The 16,825-nt window shown below is 56.7% G+C and carries 16 protein-coding genes; 7 read left to right on the forward strand and 9 right to left on the reverse strand.

Annotation, left to right across the window (positions count from 1 at the left end; translation table 11 throughout):
• Positions 1–137 precede the first annotated feature (137 nt).
• Complete coding sequence (hrcA, locus tag ACZ1HH_RS13650; RefSeq protein WP_472636903.1) at positions 138–1,202, forward strand: heat-inducible transcriptional repressor HrcA; 1,065 nt, start codon at positions 138–140, stop codon at positions 1,200–1,202.
• A 9-nt stretch (positions 1,203–1,211) separates the two neighbouring features.
• Complete coding sequence (locus ACZ1HH_RS13655) at positions 1,212–1,775, forward strand: nucleotide exchange factor GrpE (RefSeq protein ID WP_011540187.1); 564 nt, start codon at positions 1,212–1,214, stop codon at positions 1,773–1,775.
• An 86-nt stretch (positions 1,776–1,861) separates the two neighbouring features.
• Here ACZ1HH_RS13655 and mutS read toward each other — a convergent pair whose 3' ends face one another.
• Together mutS and ACZ1HH_RS13665 are read right to left on the reverse strand one after the other, a co-directional pair.
• Positions 1,862–4,501, reverse strand: a complete 2,640-nt coding sequence (mutS, locus tag ACZ1HH_RS13660) for a DNA mismatch repair protein MutS (RefSeq protein WP_487320311.1) — start codon at positions 4,499–4,501, stop codon at positions 1,862–1,864.
• A 120-nt stretch (positions 4,502–4,621) separates the two neighbouring features.
• The gene (locus ACZ1HH_RS13665; RefSeq protein ID WP_472636904.1) at positions 4,622–5,470 is read right to left on the reverse strand and encodes a flagellin; all 849 of its coding nucleotides are present in this window, start codon (positions 5,468–5,470) and stop codon (positions 4,622–4,624) included.
• 325 nt (positions 5,471–5,795) lie between these two features.
• Here ACZ1HH_RS13665 and ACZ1HH_RS13670 point away from each other — a divergent pair, with 325 nt between their 5' ends.
• Both ACZ1HH_RS13670 and ACZ1HH_RS13675 read left to right on the forward strand, forming a co-directional pair.
• A complete protein-coding gene (locus ACZ1HH_RS13670) occupies positions 5,796–8,051 on the forward strand; it encodes an NADP-dependent malic enzyme (protein WP_011540190.1) in 2,256 nt (751 codons plus the stop codon).
• 19 nt (positions 8,052–8,070) lie between these two features.
• A complete protein-coding gene (locus ACZ1HH_RS13675) occupies positions 8,071–8,943 on the forward strand; it encodes a ribokinase (RefSeq protein WP_472636905.1) in 873 nt (290 codons plus the stop codon).
• 60 nt (positions 8,944–9,003) lie between these two features.
• On the opposite strand, the gene msrA is transcribed toward ACZ1HH_RS13675, so the two are convergent.
• From msrA to ACZ1HH_RS13700, 5 genes are all read right to left on the reverse strand, one after another.
• A complete protein-coding gene (gene msrA / locus ACZ1HH_RS13680) occupies positions 9,004–9,675 on the reverse strand; it encodes a peptide-methionine (S)-S-oxide reductase MsrA (protein ID WP_472636906.1) in 672 nt (223 codons plus the stop codon).
• 138 nt (positions 9,676–9,813) lie between these two features.
• A complete protein-coding gene (locus ACZ1HH_RS13685) occupies positions 9,814–10,095 on the reverse strand; it encodes an SCP2 sterol-binding domain-containing protein (protein WP_472636907.1) in 282 nt (93 codons plus the stop codon).
• Between the two features lie 90 nt (positions 10,096–10,185).
• A complete protein-coding gene (locus tag ACZ1HH_RS13690; RefSeq protein WP_011540194.1) occupies positions 10,186–10,572 on the reverse strand; it encodes a DUF1036 domain-containing protein in 387 nt (128 codons plus the stop codon).
• 101 nt (positions 10,573–10,673) lie between these two features.
• Positions 10,674–11,135 carry a DUF1810 domain-containing protein gene (locus tag ACZ1HH_RS13695; protein ID WP_472636908.1) on the reverse strand — a complete coding sequence of 154 codons (462 nt, stop codon included), beginning with the start codon at positions 11,133–11,135 and terminating at the stop codon, positions 10,674–10,676.
• On the reverse strand, positions 11,135–12,358 hold the full coding sequence (locus ACZ1HH_RS13700) for an argininosuccinate synthase (RefSeq protein WP_416367582.1): 1,224 nt from the start codon (positions 12,356–12,358) through the stop codon (positions 11,135–11,137). Before ACZ1HH_RS13700 ends, ACZ1HH_RS13695 begins: the two co-directional genes overlap by 1 nt.
• Positions 12,359–12,488: 130 nt before the next feature.
• Here ACZ1HH_RS13700 and ACZ1HH_RS13705 point away from each other — a divergent pair, with 130 nt between their 5' ends.
• Both ACZ1HH_RS13705 and ilvA read left to right on the forward strand, forming a co-directional pair.
• Positions 12,489–13,244, forward strand: a complete 756-nt coding sequence (locus ACZ1HH_RS13705) for a hypothetical protein (RefSeq protein WP_472636909.1) — start codon at positions 12,489–12,491, stop codon at positions 13,242–13,244.
• 72 nt (positions 13,245–13,316) lie between these two features.
• The gene (ilvA, locus tag ACZ1HH_RS13710) at positions 13,317–14,543 is read left to right on the forward strand and encodes a threonine ammonia-lyase IlvA (protein WP_472637329.1); all 1,227 of its coding nucleotides are present in this window, start codon (positions 13,317–13,319) and stop codon (positions 14,541–14,543) included.
• Positions 14,544–14,574: 31 nt separating this feature from the next.
• On the opposite strand, the gene ACZ1HH_RS13715 is transcribed toward ilvA, so the two are convergent.
• Complete coding sequence (locus ACZ1HH_RS13715; RefSeq protein WP_044026952.1) at positions 14,575–14,898, reverse strand: Hpt domain-containing protein; 324 nt, start codon at positions 14,896–14,898, stop codon at positions 14,575–14,577.
• 173 nt (positions 14,899–15,071) lie between these two features.
• On the opposite strand from ACZ1HH_RS13715, the gene ACZ1HH_RS13720 reads away from it, so the two are divergent.
• The gene (locus tag ACZ1HH_RS13720; RefSeq protein WP_487320312.1) at positions 15,072–16,343 is read left to right on the forward strand and encodes a PP2C family protein-serine/threonine phosphatase; all 1,272 of its coding nucleotides are present in this window, start codon (positions 15,072–15,074) and stop codon (positions 16,341–16,343) included.
• Between the two features lie 10 nt (positions 16,344–16,353).
• Here the strand turns inward: ACZ1HH_RS13720 and ACZ1HH_RS13725 are convergent, their stop codons facing one another.
• Positions 16,354–16,797, reverse strand: coding sequence for an NUDIX hydrolase (locus ACZ1HH_RS13725; protein ID WP_472636910.1), 444 nt, complete (start codon positions 16,795–16,797; stop codon positions 16,354–16,356).
• Between the last annotated feature and the right edge of the window lie 28 nt (positions 16,798–16,825).

Genomic DNA, 16,825 nt, shown 5'->3' on the forward strand with positions numbered 1-16,825 from the left:
TGGATATCCTTTTGTTGTTGCCCCGTCGATACCGCTCGTGGGGTTGGCGATGCAAGGGTCATTGACCATATCTAGAGATGCGCTTTAGTGACAAATGAGAGGGACTACGGCGATTGGCCGACAGCATCGGGTAAGAGATGACGGACGCGAACTCAATTCTTCAGGACATGAACGACCGCTCTCGAGAGGTGTTTCGGATCCTGGTTGAAAACTACCTTGATACGGGTGGTCCGGTTGGTAGCCGCACGTTGACGCGCTCTCTGAGCGAGAAGGTGAGCGCGGCTACCGTTCGAAATGTCATGCAGGACTTGGAATATCTTGGTCTTCTGGACAGTCCGCATGTCAGCGCGGGACGTATTCCGACGCAGATGGGGCTGCGCTTGTTTGTCGATGGTCTATTGCAAATGGGAGACCCGAGCCGCCAGGATCGGGAGATGATCGACCGCACGCTTGGGGACAATTCAAGCGATGTTGGGGGGATGCTCGACCGGGTTGGTGCGGCTCTCTCGGGTGTCACGCATGGGGCATCGCTTGTGTTGACTCCCAAACACGAAGCAGAGCTGCGCCATATCGAATTTGTGTCTTTGGCTCAGGACCGCGCGCTGGTGGTACTGGTGTTTTCCGACGGGCATGTGGAGAACCGTTTGTTTACGCCACCTCCCGGACAGACTCCGAGCTCGATGCGCGAGGCTGCGAATTTCCTCAATGCCCTGATCGAAGGGCGGACCCTGAGCGACGTGCGCAAGGATCTTCAGGGGGAAATCGAACGGAGGCGTCAGGAGATCGATTCCCTCGCGCACGAAATGATCGAAAGCGGGCTCGCTGCCTGGGAAGACGAGGGCAGCGATCAGGCGCGCTTGATCGTGCGCGGGCGGGCGAATCTCTTGTCAGAGGACGGCGCGCCGGATGAATTGGAAAAGATCCGCAGCCTGTTTGATGACCTGGAGCGCAAGCGAGACATTGCCGAATTTCTCGAACTGACCGAAGAAGGTGACGGTGTGCGCATTTTTATCGGCTCAGAGAACAAACTTTTCTCACTTTCGGGTTCCTCTTTGGTGGTGTCTCCTTATATGAACGCTGATCGAAAGATCATCGGTGCGGTCGGGGTGATCGGCCCCACGCGCCTGAACTACGGACGGATTGTGCCGATCGTGGACTATACGGCACAACTGGTCGGGAAAATGGTATCCGACCGGAGCTAGAGGTGGATTATGGCAGAGCCCAAGAACGAAGACTTTTTGGACGATATCGAGGCGGCCGAAGCCGAGGAGCTGTCGGCTCAGACCGAGGAATTTGACGACGAAGCGCTGGAGCTGGACAGCCTGCGTGCGGAGCGTGACGATTATAAGGATCGCTTTATGCGGGCGCTTGCGGACGCCGAAAACGCGCGTAAACGCGGCGACAAGGCGCGGCGCGAAGCAGAGCAATACGGCGGCTCCAAGCTGGCCCGTGACATGCTGCCGGTCTACGACAACATGAAGCGTGCGGTTGAGGCGGCTACAGAAGAGCAAAAGGCTGTCTCAGCGGCGCTCATCGAAGGGGTCGAGTTGACCATGCGCGCGCTTCTGGACGTGTTCCAGAAACATGGCATCCAAGTGGTTTCGCCCGAGGTCGGAGACCGATTTGACCCGCAGGTGCATGAGGCCATGTTCGAAGCGCCGGTTCCAGGCACAAAGGCCGGTGACATTATTCAGGTGTCAGCCGAAGGCTTCATGTTGCATGATCGCCTGCTCCGGCCTGCTCAGGTTGGTGTGTCGTCAACACCCGCATCCTAATAAAAATGGGCCCTGACGGGCCCATGCCTCCGGCGGAGGTATTTAGAAAAAGATGAAAGGGCGGCCCTTTCGGACCGCCTTTCTTCTTAACCCTTGCTTACGTCCTTGAGCCGATAGAGTGTTTCGAGTGCTTCACGTGGGGTGAGGTCATCGGGAAAGATCTCTTCGAGGAGCTTTTCTACCGGCGAGGGGCCTTGGGCGGGTTTGGGCTGCGGCGCTGGCGCGGCTGCAAACAACGGCAGGTCATCGATTTGTACCTTTCCGGCACCGCCACCTTCGCGGCTGCTTTTCTCCAGCATATCGAGGACGCTGCGCGCCCGTGCCACGACCGAGGCAGGTAGACCGGCAAGCTGTGCCACCTGCACACCATAGGAACGATCCGCTGCGCCCTTTTTGACCTCATGCAGGAAGATGACTTCGCCTTCCCACTCTTTGACCGAGACGGTTGCATTCTCGACACCGGTGAGTTTTGTCGCGAGTTGCGTCAATTCGTGATAGTGCGTTGCAAAGAGCGCCCGGGAGCGGTTGACCTCATGCAGATGTTCGAGCGTCGCCCAGGCGATCGATAGGCCATCGTAGGTTGCCGTGCCACGCCCGATTTCATCAAGGATCACCAGTGCGCGATCATCGGCCTGATTCAGAATGGCAGCGGTCTCTACCATTTCCACCATAAAGGTCGAGCGTCCACGCGCGAGATCGTCTGATGCGCCAACGCGGCTGAACAACTGGCTGATCATGCCGATATGAGCTGCTTCTGCGGGGACATAGCTGCCCATTTGAGCAAGCACGGCAATCAGGGCGTTCTGACGCAAGAAGGTCGATTTACCGGCCATGTTGGGCCCGGTGAGAAGCCAGATCGCTGCTCCGTCTTGGGGGCTGAGATCACAGTCATTCGCCACAAAGCTGTCACCGCCTTGCTGGCGCAACGCTTGTTCCACAACCGGATGACGTCCGCCGTCCACGTGAAACGCACGAGATGTATCAACGCGCGGTCGGGTCCAGTTTTCCGCACGTGCAAGATCTGCCAATGCGGTGACCAAATCGATCTCGGCAAACCCGCGCGCGGCCTGATTGAGGCGCGCAGCGCTGTCTAGGATAGCGCCAGAAAGCCTTTGATAGAGCCGTTTTTCGATCTCAAGAGCCAGATTTCCGGCGTTCAGAATCTTGGTCTCGATTTCGCTTAGTTCCACGGTTGTGAAACGGACTTGGTTTGCGGTGGTTTGACGATGAATATAGGTGTCTGACATCGGCGCTGACTGCATCTTTGCGGCGTGCGTCGATGTGGTTTCAATGAAATAACCAAGCACATTGTTGTGCTTGATCTTGAGTGAGCTGATTCCCGTATGCTCTGCATATTTTTTCTGCAGACCTGCGATGACAGAGCGGCCCTCATCTCTGAGGGTGCGCGCTTCATCGAGTTCGCGATCATAGCCTGCTGCGATAAAGCCGCCATCACGGGCCAGCAGGGGGGGCTCGGCGATCAAGGCGGCATCGAGGAGGGAGAGCAGATCTTGGAACCCTTCGAGGGAGTGTGCCGCATCGCGCAGCAGGGTCGGCAGATCCGGATCCTGTAGTGCCCGTTCGATGTCTTCGCCTTGGCTCAGGGCGTTGCGAATGGCAGCGAGGTCGCGTGGTCCGCCCCGATCAAGCGCAAGGCGCGAAAGCGCGCGGTCGATATCAGGTGTTTTGCGGAGAAGGCCACGCAATGTATCGCAGCGAATGGGGTCTTCGACGATCGTATCCAGAGCCTCGAGGCGCGCGGAAATCACGTCGAGATTGCGAGAGGGGCTGGAAAGGCGTTGTTCGAGCAGTCGGGCGCCGCCCGGAGTGACGGTGCGATCCACAACAGACAAAAGAGATCCAGCACGTCCGCCAGATAGCGAGCGGGTGAGTTCGAGGTTACGCCGGGTTGAGGCGTCGATCTGGACTGTCCGATCCTCGGATTCCTGGAGTGGAGGCTGCAACAGGGGCAGTTTGCCTTTCTGCGTGATCTCCAAATAGTCCACGACAGCGCCCATGGCCGAGATTTCGGCCCTGTTGAAGGTGCCAAAACCATCGAGCGCGCTCACATTGAACAGATGGCACAGACGTTTTTCTGCAGCGGTACTGTCAAAGCTTGCCTTCCCAAGAGGCGTGAGCGGGATTTTGTATTCCTCTGCCAAAGGCAATGTGGCGTCAAAGATGGGGCCATCTGCAACGATCAGCTCTGATGGGGCAAGACGAGCAAGCTCTGGACTGAGACGCACGCGGGCGACGGGCATGACGTGAAACGCGCCGGTCGATATATCGGCCCAAGCCAGGGCGGCCTGGTCACGCAGTTCGGAATAGGCCACCAGGAAGTTATGGCGACGCGCTTCGAGCAGGGAATCCTCGGTAAGCGTGCCGGGCGTCACCAAGCGTACCACGTCACGTTTCACAACGGATTTGGAACCACGTTTCTTGGCTTCTGCGGGGCTTTCAAGCTGCTCGCCCACGGCAACGCGAAACCCTTTGCGGATCAGGGTCAAAAGATACCCTTCGGCGGCATGCACGGGAACGCCGCACATGGGAATATCCTCGCCTTCGTGTTTGCCCCGTTTTGTGAGCGCGATATCAAGCGCCTCGGCCGCGTTGACCGCATCCTCAAAGAACATCTCGTAGAAATCGCCCATGCGATAAAACAGGAGCGCATCCGGGTATTGCGCCTTGATCTCGAGATATTGCGCCATCATCGGCGTGACAGACATGCGAGCCCCCATTTGTCAGGTCGCACGACGTTTACATGGCTCGAGTCGTGAGGAAAACCCGGCAAACAAAATGCCGAGCCCCGCCTGTGCGGAACTCGGCTTGATGGGATGGTTTCACGTTCAGGAGTAGAGAGACCGCAAAGAACCCGGTGACGCATTGGCAATCGAGAGCGACAGGCCGCTCAATTGCTCTTGCACGCTCAGGGCTTCATAGCGGGTTGCGGCATCTTCCATGTCCGTGTCTGTGAGCTCGCTGATGCCGAGCCTAACCGCATCGCTCAATTTGTCGAGGAACACGTCCTGCTCGGCCATCTGCTGTGCTCCGGCCCCAAGCGAAGCGGCACCTTCGGTGGCATACCGCAAGAACCCCTCGATCTCGCCAAGTGCGGTACGCGCCGAGGCCGCATCCGTCACCGTCGTGCGGTTGTTGATGTCAAAGCTGGCGTTGCCTTCAAAATCCACACTGTCCACGGTGATACTGGACAGCGTCGGCGCATCATCGCCCGAACGATCCTGAGAGGCTGCAACGGTGAGGCTTGTGCCACCATTGCCGTCAGTGTCTGTCGCCAACAGGTTGACGCCGTTGAAACCGGACGAAGAAATGATCGTGTTGATCTGCTCGGTCTTCTGAGCAAGCTGCTCTTCGATCTTGCTGTAATCAATGACACCGGAGTTGGCTTGGATCGTCAACTCTTTCATATCTGTCAACAGCGATGTGATCTGCTCAGCGCCAGCGGAAGCGACAGCGACTGTGGCCTCTCCGATATTCAATCCTTTGGATGTGGCTTCAAAGCCTGCCAGATCGGATCCCATGATCTCTGAGATTGCCCAGATTGCAGCAGAATCTTTGGCTTTGTCGACTTCCTTGCCGGTGGAGACGTCTTCCTGGACCTCCTCTTTCTCCACCTGTCTGTCGGATAGGACCCGAAGCGCGATCTCCGCGCCCGGATTTGTGTTGATACTCGTCATTTGCGCACCCCTTTAATAGCTTAATACCTGGTATGCATGCTTCGTTGGACCGTGCGGGATGATCCCGTCCGGACGGGGGATGCCGTTCTGACAAATGCGGTCGCACGTTAGGACGCCGCGCCACTTGGGCAGCAAGTGCAGTGAATTAACACAATACAACTGTAGCAAAGCCGCGTCTGAATTGGGGCTGAAATTTGACAAACCCTTACGATTTTAAGTCAGGATTTGAAAGAAATGCAAAATAGTGAATTGTGAAAGCCGTGCATTGAGAGGTTTGGCTGGCTGAGATATGACAGTTTTCGACTAGGAGAGGACGAAGACCGACATGCCCAAAGCCAAGATTACCGATGAAGAGGCACTGGCCTTTCACTTGGAACCCAGCCCCGGCAAATGGGAGGTCACCGCGACGGTTCCGATGACCACGCAGCGGGATCTGTCCTTGGCCTACAGCCCCGGTGTTGCGGTGCCTTGCGAAGCCATCGCTGAAAACCCCGAAACCGCCTATGACTATACAAACAAGGGCAATCTTGTTGCGGTGATCTCCAATGGGACCGCCGTTCTGGGTCTTGGCAACCTCGGCGCGCTGGGTTCAAAGCCCGTGATGGAAGGGAAATCGGTCCTCTTCAAACGCTTTGCAGATGTGAACTCGATCGACATCGAACTCGACACCGAGGACCCGGACGAATTCATCAAGGCGGTTAGACTGATGGGGCCGACCTTTGGCGGCATCAACCTTGAGGACATCAAGGCGCCCGAGTGTTTCATCATCGAACAGAAGCTCAAGGAAGAGATGGACATTCCGGTCTTCCATGACGACCAGCATGGCACAGCCGTGATCTGCGCCGCCGGTCTGATCAACGCGCTGCATCTATCGGGGAAGAAGATCGAAGATGTGCGGATTGTCCTCAATGGGGCAGGGGCGGCGGGCATTGCCTGTATCGAGCTTCTGAAATCCATGGGCGCGCGGCACGAAAACTGCATCGTCTGCGACACCAAGGGCGTGATCTATCAGGGCCGTACCGAGGGGATGAACCAGTGGAAGTCGGCGCATGCGGTGAAGACAGAACTGCGCTCGCTCGAAGAAGCCATGAATGGCGCGGATGTCTTCCTTGGCGTTTCGGTCAAAGGTGCGGTGACGCAGGACATGGTCAAATCCATGGCCGACAACCCGGTTATATTTGCGATGGCAAACCCCGATCCGGAAATTACGCCCGAAGAGGCGCATGAGGTTCGCGTGGATGCGATCGTGGCGACGGGACGTTCGGACTATCCGAACCAGGTAAACAACGTTCTAGGCTTTCCTTATCTCTTCCGCGGAGCGCTCGATATTCATGCCCGGGCCATCAATGACGAGATGAAGATTGCCTGCGCGCATGCTTTGGCGCGTCTTGCGCGCGAGGATGTGCCGGATGAGGTCGCGCTGGCCTATGGCAAATCCCTGTCCTTCGGTCGCGACTACATCATCCCGACGCCCTTTGATCCACGCCTGATCCACCGCATTCCGCCAGCGGTTGCCAAGGCCGGCATGGATACAGGTGTGGCCCGTCGTCCGATCATCGATATGGACGCCTACGAACACGGTCTGCGCGGACGTATGGACCCGACGCAATCGATCTTGCGCGGTCTCAATGCGCGCGCGCGTGCGGCGCAGTCGCGGATGATCTTTGCCGAAGGTGATGATCCACGCGTTCTGCGTGCAGCCGTCACCTATCAGCGTTCAGGGTTTGGCAAGGCTTTGGTCGTGGGACGTCAGGACGATGTCAAAGCCAAACTCGAAGAAGCGGGTCTGGGCGATGCCGTGCGTGAGCTGGAGGTCGTCAACGCCGCCAATACGCATCACTTTGAAACCTATAAGGATTTCCTTTACGAGAGACTGAACCGCAAAGGGTTTGATCGCAAGGATATTCACCGTCTGGTGGGGCGTGATAGACATGTGTTCTCTGCGCTGATGCTTGCACATGGACATGGCGACGGTCTGGTTTCGGGCGCGACTCGCAAGTCTGCGCATGTGCTCGACCGGATCAACCATGTGTTCGACGCAGATGCGGAACATGGTGCCGCTGGGGTCACGGCATTGCTTCACAAGGGTCGCATTGTCTTGATCGGAGACACGCTCGTTCATGAATGGCCTGACGAGAATGACCTAGCCACCATTGCAGAGCGTGCAGCTGGTGTGGCGCGCCACATGGGTCTTGATCCGCGTGTGGCCTTCGTCAGTTTTTCGACCTTCGGCTATCCGGTCTCGGAGCGGGCGGAGAAGATGCATATTGCGCCAACCGTGCTTGATAAACGCGGTGTAGATTTTGAATACGAAGGCGAAATGACCGTAGATGTCGCCCTCAACGCCAAGGCGCAGGAGCATTATCCGTTCCAGCGCCTGTCTGGTCCGGCCAATATCCTGGTGGTTCCGGCGCGTCACTCGGCATCGATCTCGGTGAAGCTGATGCAGGAGATGGGTGGTGCCACGGTTGTGGGTCCGATCCTTTCGGGTGTCGACAAACCGATCCAGATCTGCTCCACCACCTCGACCGCAAATGACGTGCTGAACATGGCCGTTCTTGCGGCCTGCAACATCGGTTGAACCAGAAGGGAGGCTGCTCATGGCGATCTGGAACCTTGGGTCGATCAACATCGACATGGTCTACGCGTTGCCGCATATGCCGCAGCCGGGCGAGACGCTGGCAGCCAATTCCTTTGATCAAGGTCTTGGCGGCAAGGGCGCAAATATGTCGGTTGCCGCCGCCCGCGCGGGGGCGCATGCCTGCCATATCGGGGCCATTGGTCCCGAGGGGAAATGGTGTGTGGATCGGTTGATGGAGTACGGTGTCGATACGCGCCATATCGTGCAAAGCGATACCGCGACCGGTCATGCCATCATCGCTGTGGATCCGGCCGGTGAAAACCAGATCATCCTCTATCCCGGTGCAAACCGTGGGCTTGGTGCCGGTCAGATCGGCCAAGCACTCAGCGCGGCAAACGCAGGGGATATTCTGCTTATGCAGAATGAGACCAACATGCAGGCCGAGGCCGCAGAGATGGGGCGCAAACTGGGGCTGCGCGTCGCATATGCGGCGGCGCCTTTTGATGCGGCGGCGGTTCAGGCGGTTTTGCCCTTTATGGATCTCTTGTTCCTCAACCAGGTCGAGGCGGAACAGCTCCAGGACGCCACAGGAAGACCACCTCAGGATCTGGGAGTCGACGATGTCATCGTGACACTCGGGGCTGAAGGCGCGCGCCATTTTGACGGCCGCACCGGCGCTGTGAGCGATGTGGCTGCGCAGAAGGTGACTGCAGTGGATACCACCGGGGCGGGGGACACATTCACCGGATATGTTCTGGCTGCGCTGGATCGCGGATTACCGATGGCGCAGGCCATGGCGCAGGCCTCGCGGGCCGGAGCCTTGATGGTTACACGTCACGGAGCGGCAGATGTTATCCCGGACCTCAAAGAGGTTCAGGACGCCAAATTCTGACGTCCCTGTTCTACAGAACCACCAAGAAGGGGGCCCTAGCGGCCCCTTTTTTATGAGTTATCAAAACCCGTAGCTTCCAATGAAAGGCGCATCGCGCCCCCAAAGCTCTGCAATTCGCGCGTCGCGCCCACAGGCTTTGCGATAGCGGACATAGGCCTTTGACTGGCGTAAGGGTCCAAAACGGGTCAGAACCAGACCCTCTCCCTTGTAGTAGTCCTGATGATAGGCTTCGGCCTCATAGAAAGGCGAGGCTTCAAGAATTGGCGTTACAATCTGCTGCCCAAGCTCCGCCTCTGCCTCTGCTTTTACGGCTTGTGCAATGGCCTTTTCGTCTGTGTTAGAGACAAAAACAGCAGTCCTATACGGGGCGCCGCGATCGCAGAATTGACCCCCGGCATCCGTAGGATCAATCGATCGGAAAAATAGATCCAAAAGGCTCTCGCGGCTGACGATGCTCGGATCGAAGAGGATTTTGACTGCTTCGTAATGTCCTGTGCGCCCACTGCCGATCTGTTTGTAGGTCGGGTTCTCAGTGGTGCCACCAGTGTAGCCGGAAATCGCCTCTGACACGCCCCGCACGGATTCAAAATCGCTCTCGACACACCAGAAGCATCCGCCTGCAACAATGAGCGTGTCCTGAGTTTGCGCGCGCAACGCGCTGCCTTTGGCCAGGACGCCAACGATGATCAGCGCCGCCAATGTGAAATGTTTGAGTGTGTCCAGACGTCCCATGGCATCCTCCTGAAGCGCCGGCCTTTGCCGGTAAAGTCAGGATGCCTGATGGGAAAAACTCCGCCAAGATGATGACATCAGAAGTCACGCATCGGTGACGGCAATTTACCGTCATACCAAGAGATCAGAGCCAATGTTTCAGCCGATGAGCTTTCCAAGCTTCATCGCAACCCCCATATCGCCAGAGATCTTGATCTTGCCCATCATCACTGCCGTCATCGGGTTGAGCTGCCCGCGCAGCAGCTTTTTCAGGTTCTCGGTCGAGAGCCGCAAGGTGCAATCGGTTGAAAGCTCGTCTGTCGTCACGCGGCCATTGTCGAGAACAATCACCCCGTCTGAACCGCAGTCGAACTTCAAGGAGCCATCAAAGCTCTTGTCATCCAGACCCTTGCGGATGTCTGTCGCGATCTGTTCCAGCATGAGTTTCCCTCCCCATCACGTGTTTCTCACAGCCATAGGTTCAGGGCCGGGGATGTGACAAGCGTGACCAAGGGGAAGGACCGGGATTTTCTAGTCTGTCAGGTTTTGCGTCCAGTCGAGCGAATTGCCGGTATCGACCTCAAAAAAGCCGCCGGTCTTGTACCCGCGTGCGGTGCAATTTTCATCGCCGCGGATCGTAAAGACGTCGTTGATGTAGCAAAACGAGTAATCCCCGGTCCAGTTTCCGGTCTTACTCTCAGCGCGGATATAGTAGTAGCGGTTCTTCAGATCGCCAACGATCGGAATCGCACATTCCCCGGGTTGCAAGGTCCACCAACCTTCGGAGACCCATTCTTCACCGTCTTTGTAGCCGATTGAGGCGAAGGCCTCGTTGCCTGTTTCGTTGCAGATCTCGAAATCAGCCAGGGCAGCTGAGCCACAGACCACCATCAGGGCGCTGACGAGTAAAGGCTTCATTTTGCCCTCCGAACATAGGTTTCATGCCACTTCAAACCTAGCAAATTTGAGGCAGAGTGCGACAGGTCTTTTTGGACATAAATTTCCCAGTACCAGGAGAATCAGCCAATTTCACCGAGGGTCAGAGGGCAGGGAGTCCCTTCAAAGAATACTTTGATGATTTCGCCGCATTGTTTGGGTGCGTCTGTTGCGGCACCAAAGAGCGTCATCGAGGACCGTAGTTTTTTGGCGTCGACCTCGCCGAGGATCTCTGCTGCGGTGGTGCCATTGTGCGCGAGCATCAGGTCGCATGCCGCAATCAGTCGTTCCCGCAGGACAGGATGCGCAAGGTAGGCCTGCGCTTCGTTCAAATCCTCGAGCCCATAGAGCTGCGACATATGAGATTGGCCGAGACTGGCCAACTGGGGAAAGACGAACCACATCCAGTGGCTCGTCTTTTTCCCGGCTTTGAGTTCGGTGACGACATCAGTCCAGACAGCATCCTGAGCTTCGACAAACATGTCGAGCTCTTCTTCCAGATCCTCTTCTAAGAACTCTTCTTCGAAGTCGTCATCCATGCTCATTATTTTACTCGACGGTTGCGCGCTGCCAAAAGCTTCAGACGCAATGCGTTAAGCTGGATGAAGCCCTGCGCGTCTTTTTGATCGTAGGCGCCCGCGTCTTCTTCAAAGGTCACATGTGCTTCGGAATAGAGCGAGTGTTCGGACCAGCGACCAACCGTTTTTGCGGAGCCTTTGTAAAGCTTTACGCGTACGGTGCCGGTGACGTGCTTCTGGCTCTCATCAATCAGGGCCTGCAGCATTTCACGCTCCGGAGAGTACCAGAAGCCATTATAGATCAGCTCTGCATAACGCGGCATGATCGAGTCCTTGAGATGGCCCGCGCCGCTATCGAGGGTGATCTGTTCAATGCCACGGTGTGCTTCGAGCAGGATGTCGCCGCCCGGGGTCTCGTAGATGCCGCGGGATTTCATGCCGACAAAGCGGTTCTCGACGAAATCCAGACGGCCAATGCCGTGCTTGCGGCCATATTCGTTGAGCTTGGTCAGGATCGTCGCAGGCGACATGGCCTCGCCGTTGATCGCAACCGCATCGCCTTTTTCAAAGGTGATTTCGATGAACTCGGGCTCGTTGGGCGCATCTTCCGGGTTTACGGTACGCTGATAGACGTAATCGGGCGCCATTTCTGCCGGATCTTCCAGAACCTTACCCTCAGAGGAGGTGTGCAGCAGGTTTGCGTCGACCGAGAAAGGCGCCTCGCCACGCTTGTCCTTTGCAATCGGGATCTGGTTTGCCTCGGCAAATTCCAGCAGTTTGGTGCGCGAGGTCAGATCCCACTCGCGCCAAGGTGCAATCACCTTGATGTCGGGGTTCAGAGCATAGGCGGACAGCTCGAACCGGACCTGGTCGTTGCCCTTGCCGGTTGCACCATGGGACACGGCATCAGCGCCAGTTGCCTCTGCGATCTCGACAAGACGTTTGGAGATCAGCGGGCGCGCAATCGAGGTGCCCAGCAGGTAGAGACCTTCGTAGACCGCATTGGCACGGAACATCGGGAAGACGAAGTCGCGGACGAACTCCTCGCGGATGTCCTCGATAAAGATGTTTTCGGGTTTAATGCCGAGAAGCTCTGCTTTTTTTCGTGCAGGCTCCAGTTCCTCGCCCTGGCCGAGATCGGCAGTAAAGGTGACAACCTCGCAGCCGTATTCGGTCTGCAACCATTTCAGGATGATCGAAGTATCAAGGCCACCGGAGTAGGCCAGCACAACTTTCTTGGGCGCGGACATGGGTTTTCCTCTTGGTCAGAACGCCAAGGGCCGTAGCGCCTTTTGCCGGAGGTTGCAAGGTTTACGGCTTTTCTGAACTGCTCAAGGTGATACTGTGGGAAGTAAGTCTATTGATACCGAGGATATTTAAGTGACTGGTTGGAAAATATTTTCTCATTCTTTGGGTATGGTACTGCGGAATCTGGGCTGGGCCGTGCAGATTGCCTTGGTCCCGGTTTTGATAGCTGTCGTCTGCATCGCGGCCCTATTGTGGACGCATGTCGGAGAGCTCATCGCTAGTATGGGACGGCAGGGCTATGTTCCCAGCGGTGCTTTCATCACCTCAATCTTGCTTAGCGTCGCCATTTTCATCATGGCGCAGCTTTGGGTGTTTGTGAATTGGCACCGCTTTGTGTTGCTGGAAGAATATCCAACGAGCTGGTTTCCAACTATTCACGGAGACCGCATGCTCGCCTATTTTGGAACAGGTCTTTTGCTCGGTTTCATCATGGCACTCGCTTGGATTGCAGGGGGTATCTTTTCCTCGGTGGGTTCGGTGCTCGGCTCGCCCGTGATCAGCCTCTTAATTCTGTTCATTGTCATGGTCGGGGTCGGACTGCTTTTCTTCAGATTGATGCCAACTCTTCCTGCTGCAGCGATTGGCAAGACTCTGAGTTTGCGCGAGTCGTGGGAGGCGACGAAGGGAACTGCAGGAACGGCTGTCGTCCTGTTTATCGTGCTGGTCGGGATTCAGATAGTACTCCAGGCCGTTACAAATTTGTCGATTTACATCTTTGCGCCTCTTGGCCTCGTGTTCGCACTTGTCTCTGCATTGATCATGACACTGGTCAACGTGTCGATCTTGACCACTGTTTATGGCCACTACGTCCAGGGTCGTTCTATCTGAAACGGCTCCAACATCATGCGTGAAACGCTGCGCCCTCTTGCCTTGGGCGTGGCTTTGGGTCACGAAATCCATATGACCAACTTCAGAACCCAGGCCAAAGCGGCCGAGGCGGCGATGCGCGATGTCTTCCCGCCCACGCCGCTGCAACGCAACGAACTCCTGTCGCAGCGCTTTGGTGCGGAGATTTACCTCAAACGCGAGGATCTCAGCCCGGTGCGCTCCTACAAGATTCGCGGCGCGCTCAACGCGATGCGCAAGCAGACCAGCAAGGATCTGTTTGTCTGCGCTTCGGCGGGAAATCACGCGCAGGGCATGGCTTACATGTGTCGGCAAATGGACAAACGGGGTGTGATCTTTATGCCGGTGACCACACCTCAGCAGAAGATCCAGAAGACCCGCATGTTTGGCGGAGACAACGTCGAGGTGCATCTGATCGGGGATTACTTCGACGATACATTGGCCGCCGCGCAGGCGTGGTGCGCAGAAAAAGGAGGGTATTTCCTCTCTCCTTTTGACGACGCGGATGTCATCGAAGGTCAGGCATCAATCGCAGTGGAAATCGAGGCGCAACTCGGCAAGGCGCCGGATCATATCGTTCTACCGGTGGGCGGCGGGGGTATGTCCTCTGGCGTGGTTCGGTATTTTGGCGAGGATGTGCATGCGCTTCTTGTGGAGCCTGAGGGCGGCGCCTGCCTGAAGGCGGCGCTTGAGGCAGGTCATCCCACACCGCTCAAGCGGGTGGATACCTTTGTGGACGGCGCCGCCGTTGGCAAAATTGGCGAGCGGCCTTTTGATATTTTGCGCAGCGTGCCGTTGCCGGATGTCCTGACTGTGTCAGAGGACCGGATCTGCACCACCATCCTCGAGATGCTCAATGTCGAAGGTATCGTTCTGGAACCTGCAGGCGCGCTCGCCGTCGAGGCGCTGGGCGACCTGCGCACATGGATCAAGGGTAAGACCGTGGTTTGCCTGACTTCCGGCGGGAACTTTGATTTCGAGCGACTCCCAGAGGTCAAGGAACGGGCGCAGCGCTATTCCGGGGTGAAGAAATACTTCCTGCTGCGCCTGCCGCAACGTCCCGGCGCGCTCAAGGAATTCCTGAACATTCTTGGGCCGGATGATGACATCGCACGTTTTGAATACATGAAGAAGTCTGCGCGCAACTTCGGCTCGGTCCTGATCGGGATCGAGACCAAGCGCCCAGAGAACTTCGCGCCGCTGTTTGCGCAACTGGATGCGGCGGGTTTCACCTACACCGACATCACAAATGACGAGACACTGGCGCAGTTCGTGATCTGAGAAGATGAAGCAACACGTTGCGCCGCGTCGTCTATGCCAGTTCTCGGACGTTTTGGAGGAAGCTCGTCTTGGAAGCTGTATAGCTCGACATCACCCGGGTCAGGTCGACCGCATCGGCCTGACCGGTAGCTGCCATCCGCTCACCCTGAAAGCAAAGATCAGAGAACTCTTGGAACCCAAGGTTGAGTGCACTGCCTTTGAGGAAATGCAGATCCTGCTCCAGCTGGGATCGGTCGCCGGATTTCAGCTTGTTTATGACGTCCTCAACTTCTTCGAGAAAGAGTTCGATCACTTCCTCAAAGCCGTCGTCTCCGACTTCTTCTTTCAACTCACGTACGCGTGGCCAATCAATCATTGTCTTCTTCCAGCAGCTTCGGGCGAGACACATCTAGCCTATGTCAAAGCGAGTAAAAGTATAGTAAAGAACAAAAAATCGACTAAAAGTTTATTTTTCATCAGCTATTAAGCTGATCAGGTGTTTTCTAAGAAGGTCACAAGGGGACACGCCGCGTTAATGAGGGATTGTCGGTGCTGCCAGAGCATTCAATTGAAGGTGAAGACGTGCCTGTAAGCGGGTCCATCCGACGAGTGTTGGTGGTGGACGATAGCCGCTTGCAGCGTCGAATCCTTGTCGCTTCCCTTAAGAAGTGGGGCTTTGACGTCGTCGAAGCCGAGAGCGGCGAGGATGCGATGGACATCTGCCGCGCCGATCCGCCTGATCTCATCCTGAGTGACTGGATGATGCCGGGGATGAACGGCATTGAATTTTGCCGCGCCTTTCGCGCCGACTCGCATGAAACCTATAGCTACTTTATTCTGCTGACCTCAAAGAGCGAGAAAAACGAAGTAGCAGAGGGGCTTGATGCCGGCGCGGATGATTTCCTGACCAAGCCTGTAAGCTCGGACGAGCTGCGCGCACGGATCTCTGCGGGGGAGAGAATCCTGCGTATGCAGCGCGAACTCTTTGAGAAAAACCGGATTGTGTCGGAAACGCTGGATGAGTTGCAGACCGTATATGATGCGATCGACAAGGACCTTATTCAGGCGCGCAAGATCCAGGAATCTCTGGTTCCGGAGCTGACCCGTGCCTTTGGCGCGTCAGAGGTAAACCTCCTGCTGAAACCATGTGGACATATCGGTGGTGATCTGGTCGGAATGTTCTCGCCGGGGATCAATCGTCTCGGCTTTTACTCCATCGATGTTTCGGGACATGGCATCACCTCCGCGATGATGACCGCACGGCTGGGGGGCTATCTGTCCTCGACCTATTTCGACCAGAACGTCGGGATGGAAAAGAAATTCAACCGTTTCTACGCTCTGCGCCCCCCGGAAGAGGTTGCGAGTGTCCTGAATGCCCGTTTGATTGCCGACACCGGGATCGAAGAGTATTTCACGATGGCCTACTGCATCGCGGACCTGCGCACGGGCGTCATCAAGATGGTTCAGGCCGGCCATCCTCATCCACTGCTTTTGCGCGCGGATGGCTCGATGGAGTTCATCGGCAAAGGCGGGGTTCCGGTCGGGCTCGTGCCCGATGTTGCCTATGAGCAAGAAGAATTTGTGATGGAGAAGGGTGACAGGCTGCTTCTCTATTCAGATGGTTTCACAGAAGCGCATCTCAAAGACGGATCTATGCTCGACACCGAAGGCCTGGTCGAGTTGGTCAACCGCTGTGACCCAAGGCGCAGCGGCAAGGAATTCCTCGACGACCTCTATTGGCACCTCACGCAAGTGATGGGAGATGACAAAGGGCTGGAGGACGATATTTCTGCCACCCTGTTTGAGTTTCAAGGCTCTTAAGGGGCGGTCATCAAACATACCGCGCCAGCAGCGCCGCAAAATGTCGATCTCCTGCGTTACCCAGAACCGAAACTGCGTCATTGACCGGCATCCACAATGCGCGGTGACCCGCTTCAACGGGGGCGCTGTGCTGCAGGACGGGGCGGGCGCAATAAATGTGACACAGTTTTTCGGCCCAGAGGTCATACTCCGGCATATGGACGAAGCGACGAAATGCGCCGATGCGTCGGGGACTGGCGATAGCCCAACCCGTTTCTTCATAGACCTCGCGATGGAGCGCAGGCAGCGGCGATTCGCCTGGATCGATCCCGCCGCCAGGAAGCTGGATATCGGGCGCGGGACTATACTGGCAGGTCAACAGCAACTGACCATCGCGGGGCAGCAGAGCATACGCGCCGGGGCGCAGCCGATAGGTTTGATCCCTGCGCGGCACCTCTCCAAAACGTCTGATCACCTCTCTCCCCTTCACTCTGATGCTGAAA

Source organism: Epibacterium sp. HA2-3, assembly GCF_055693725.2.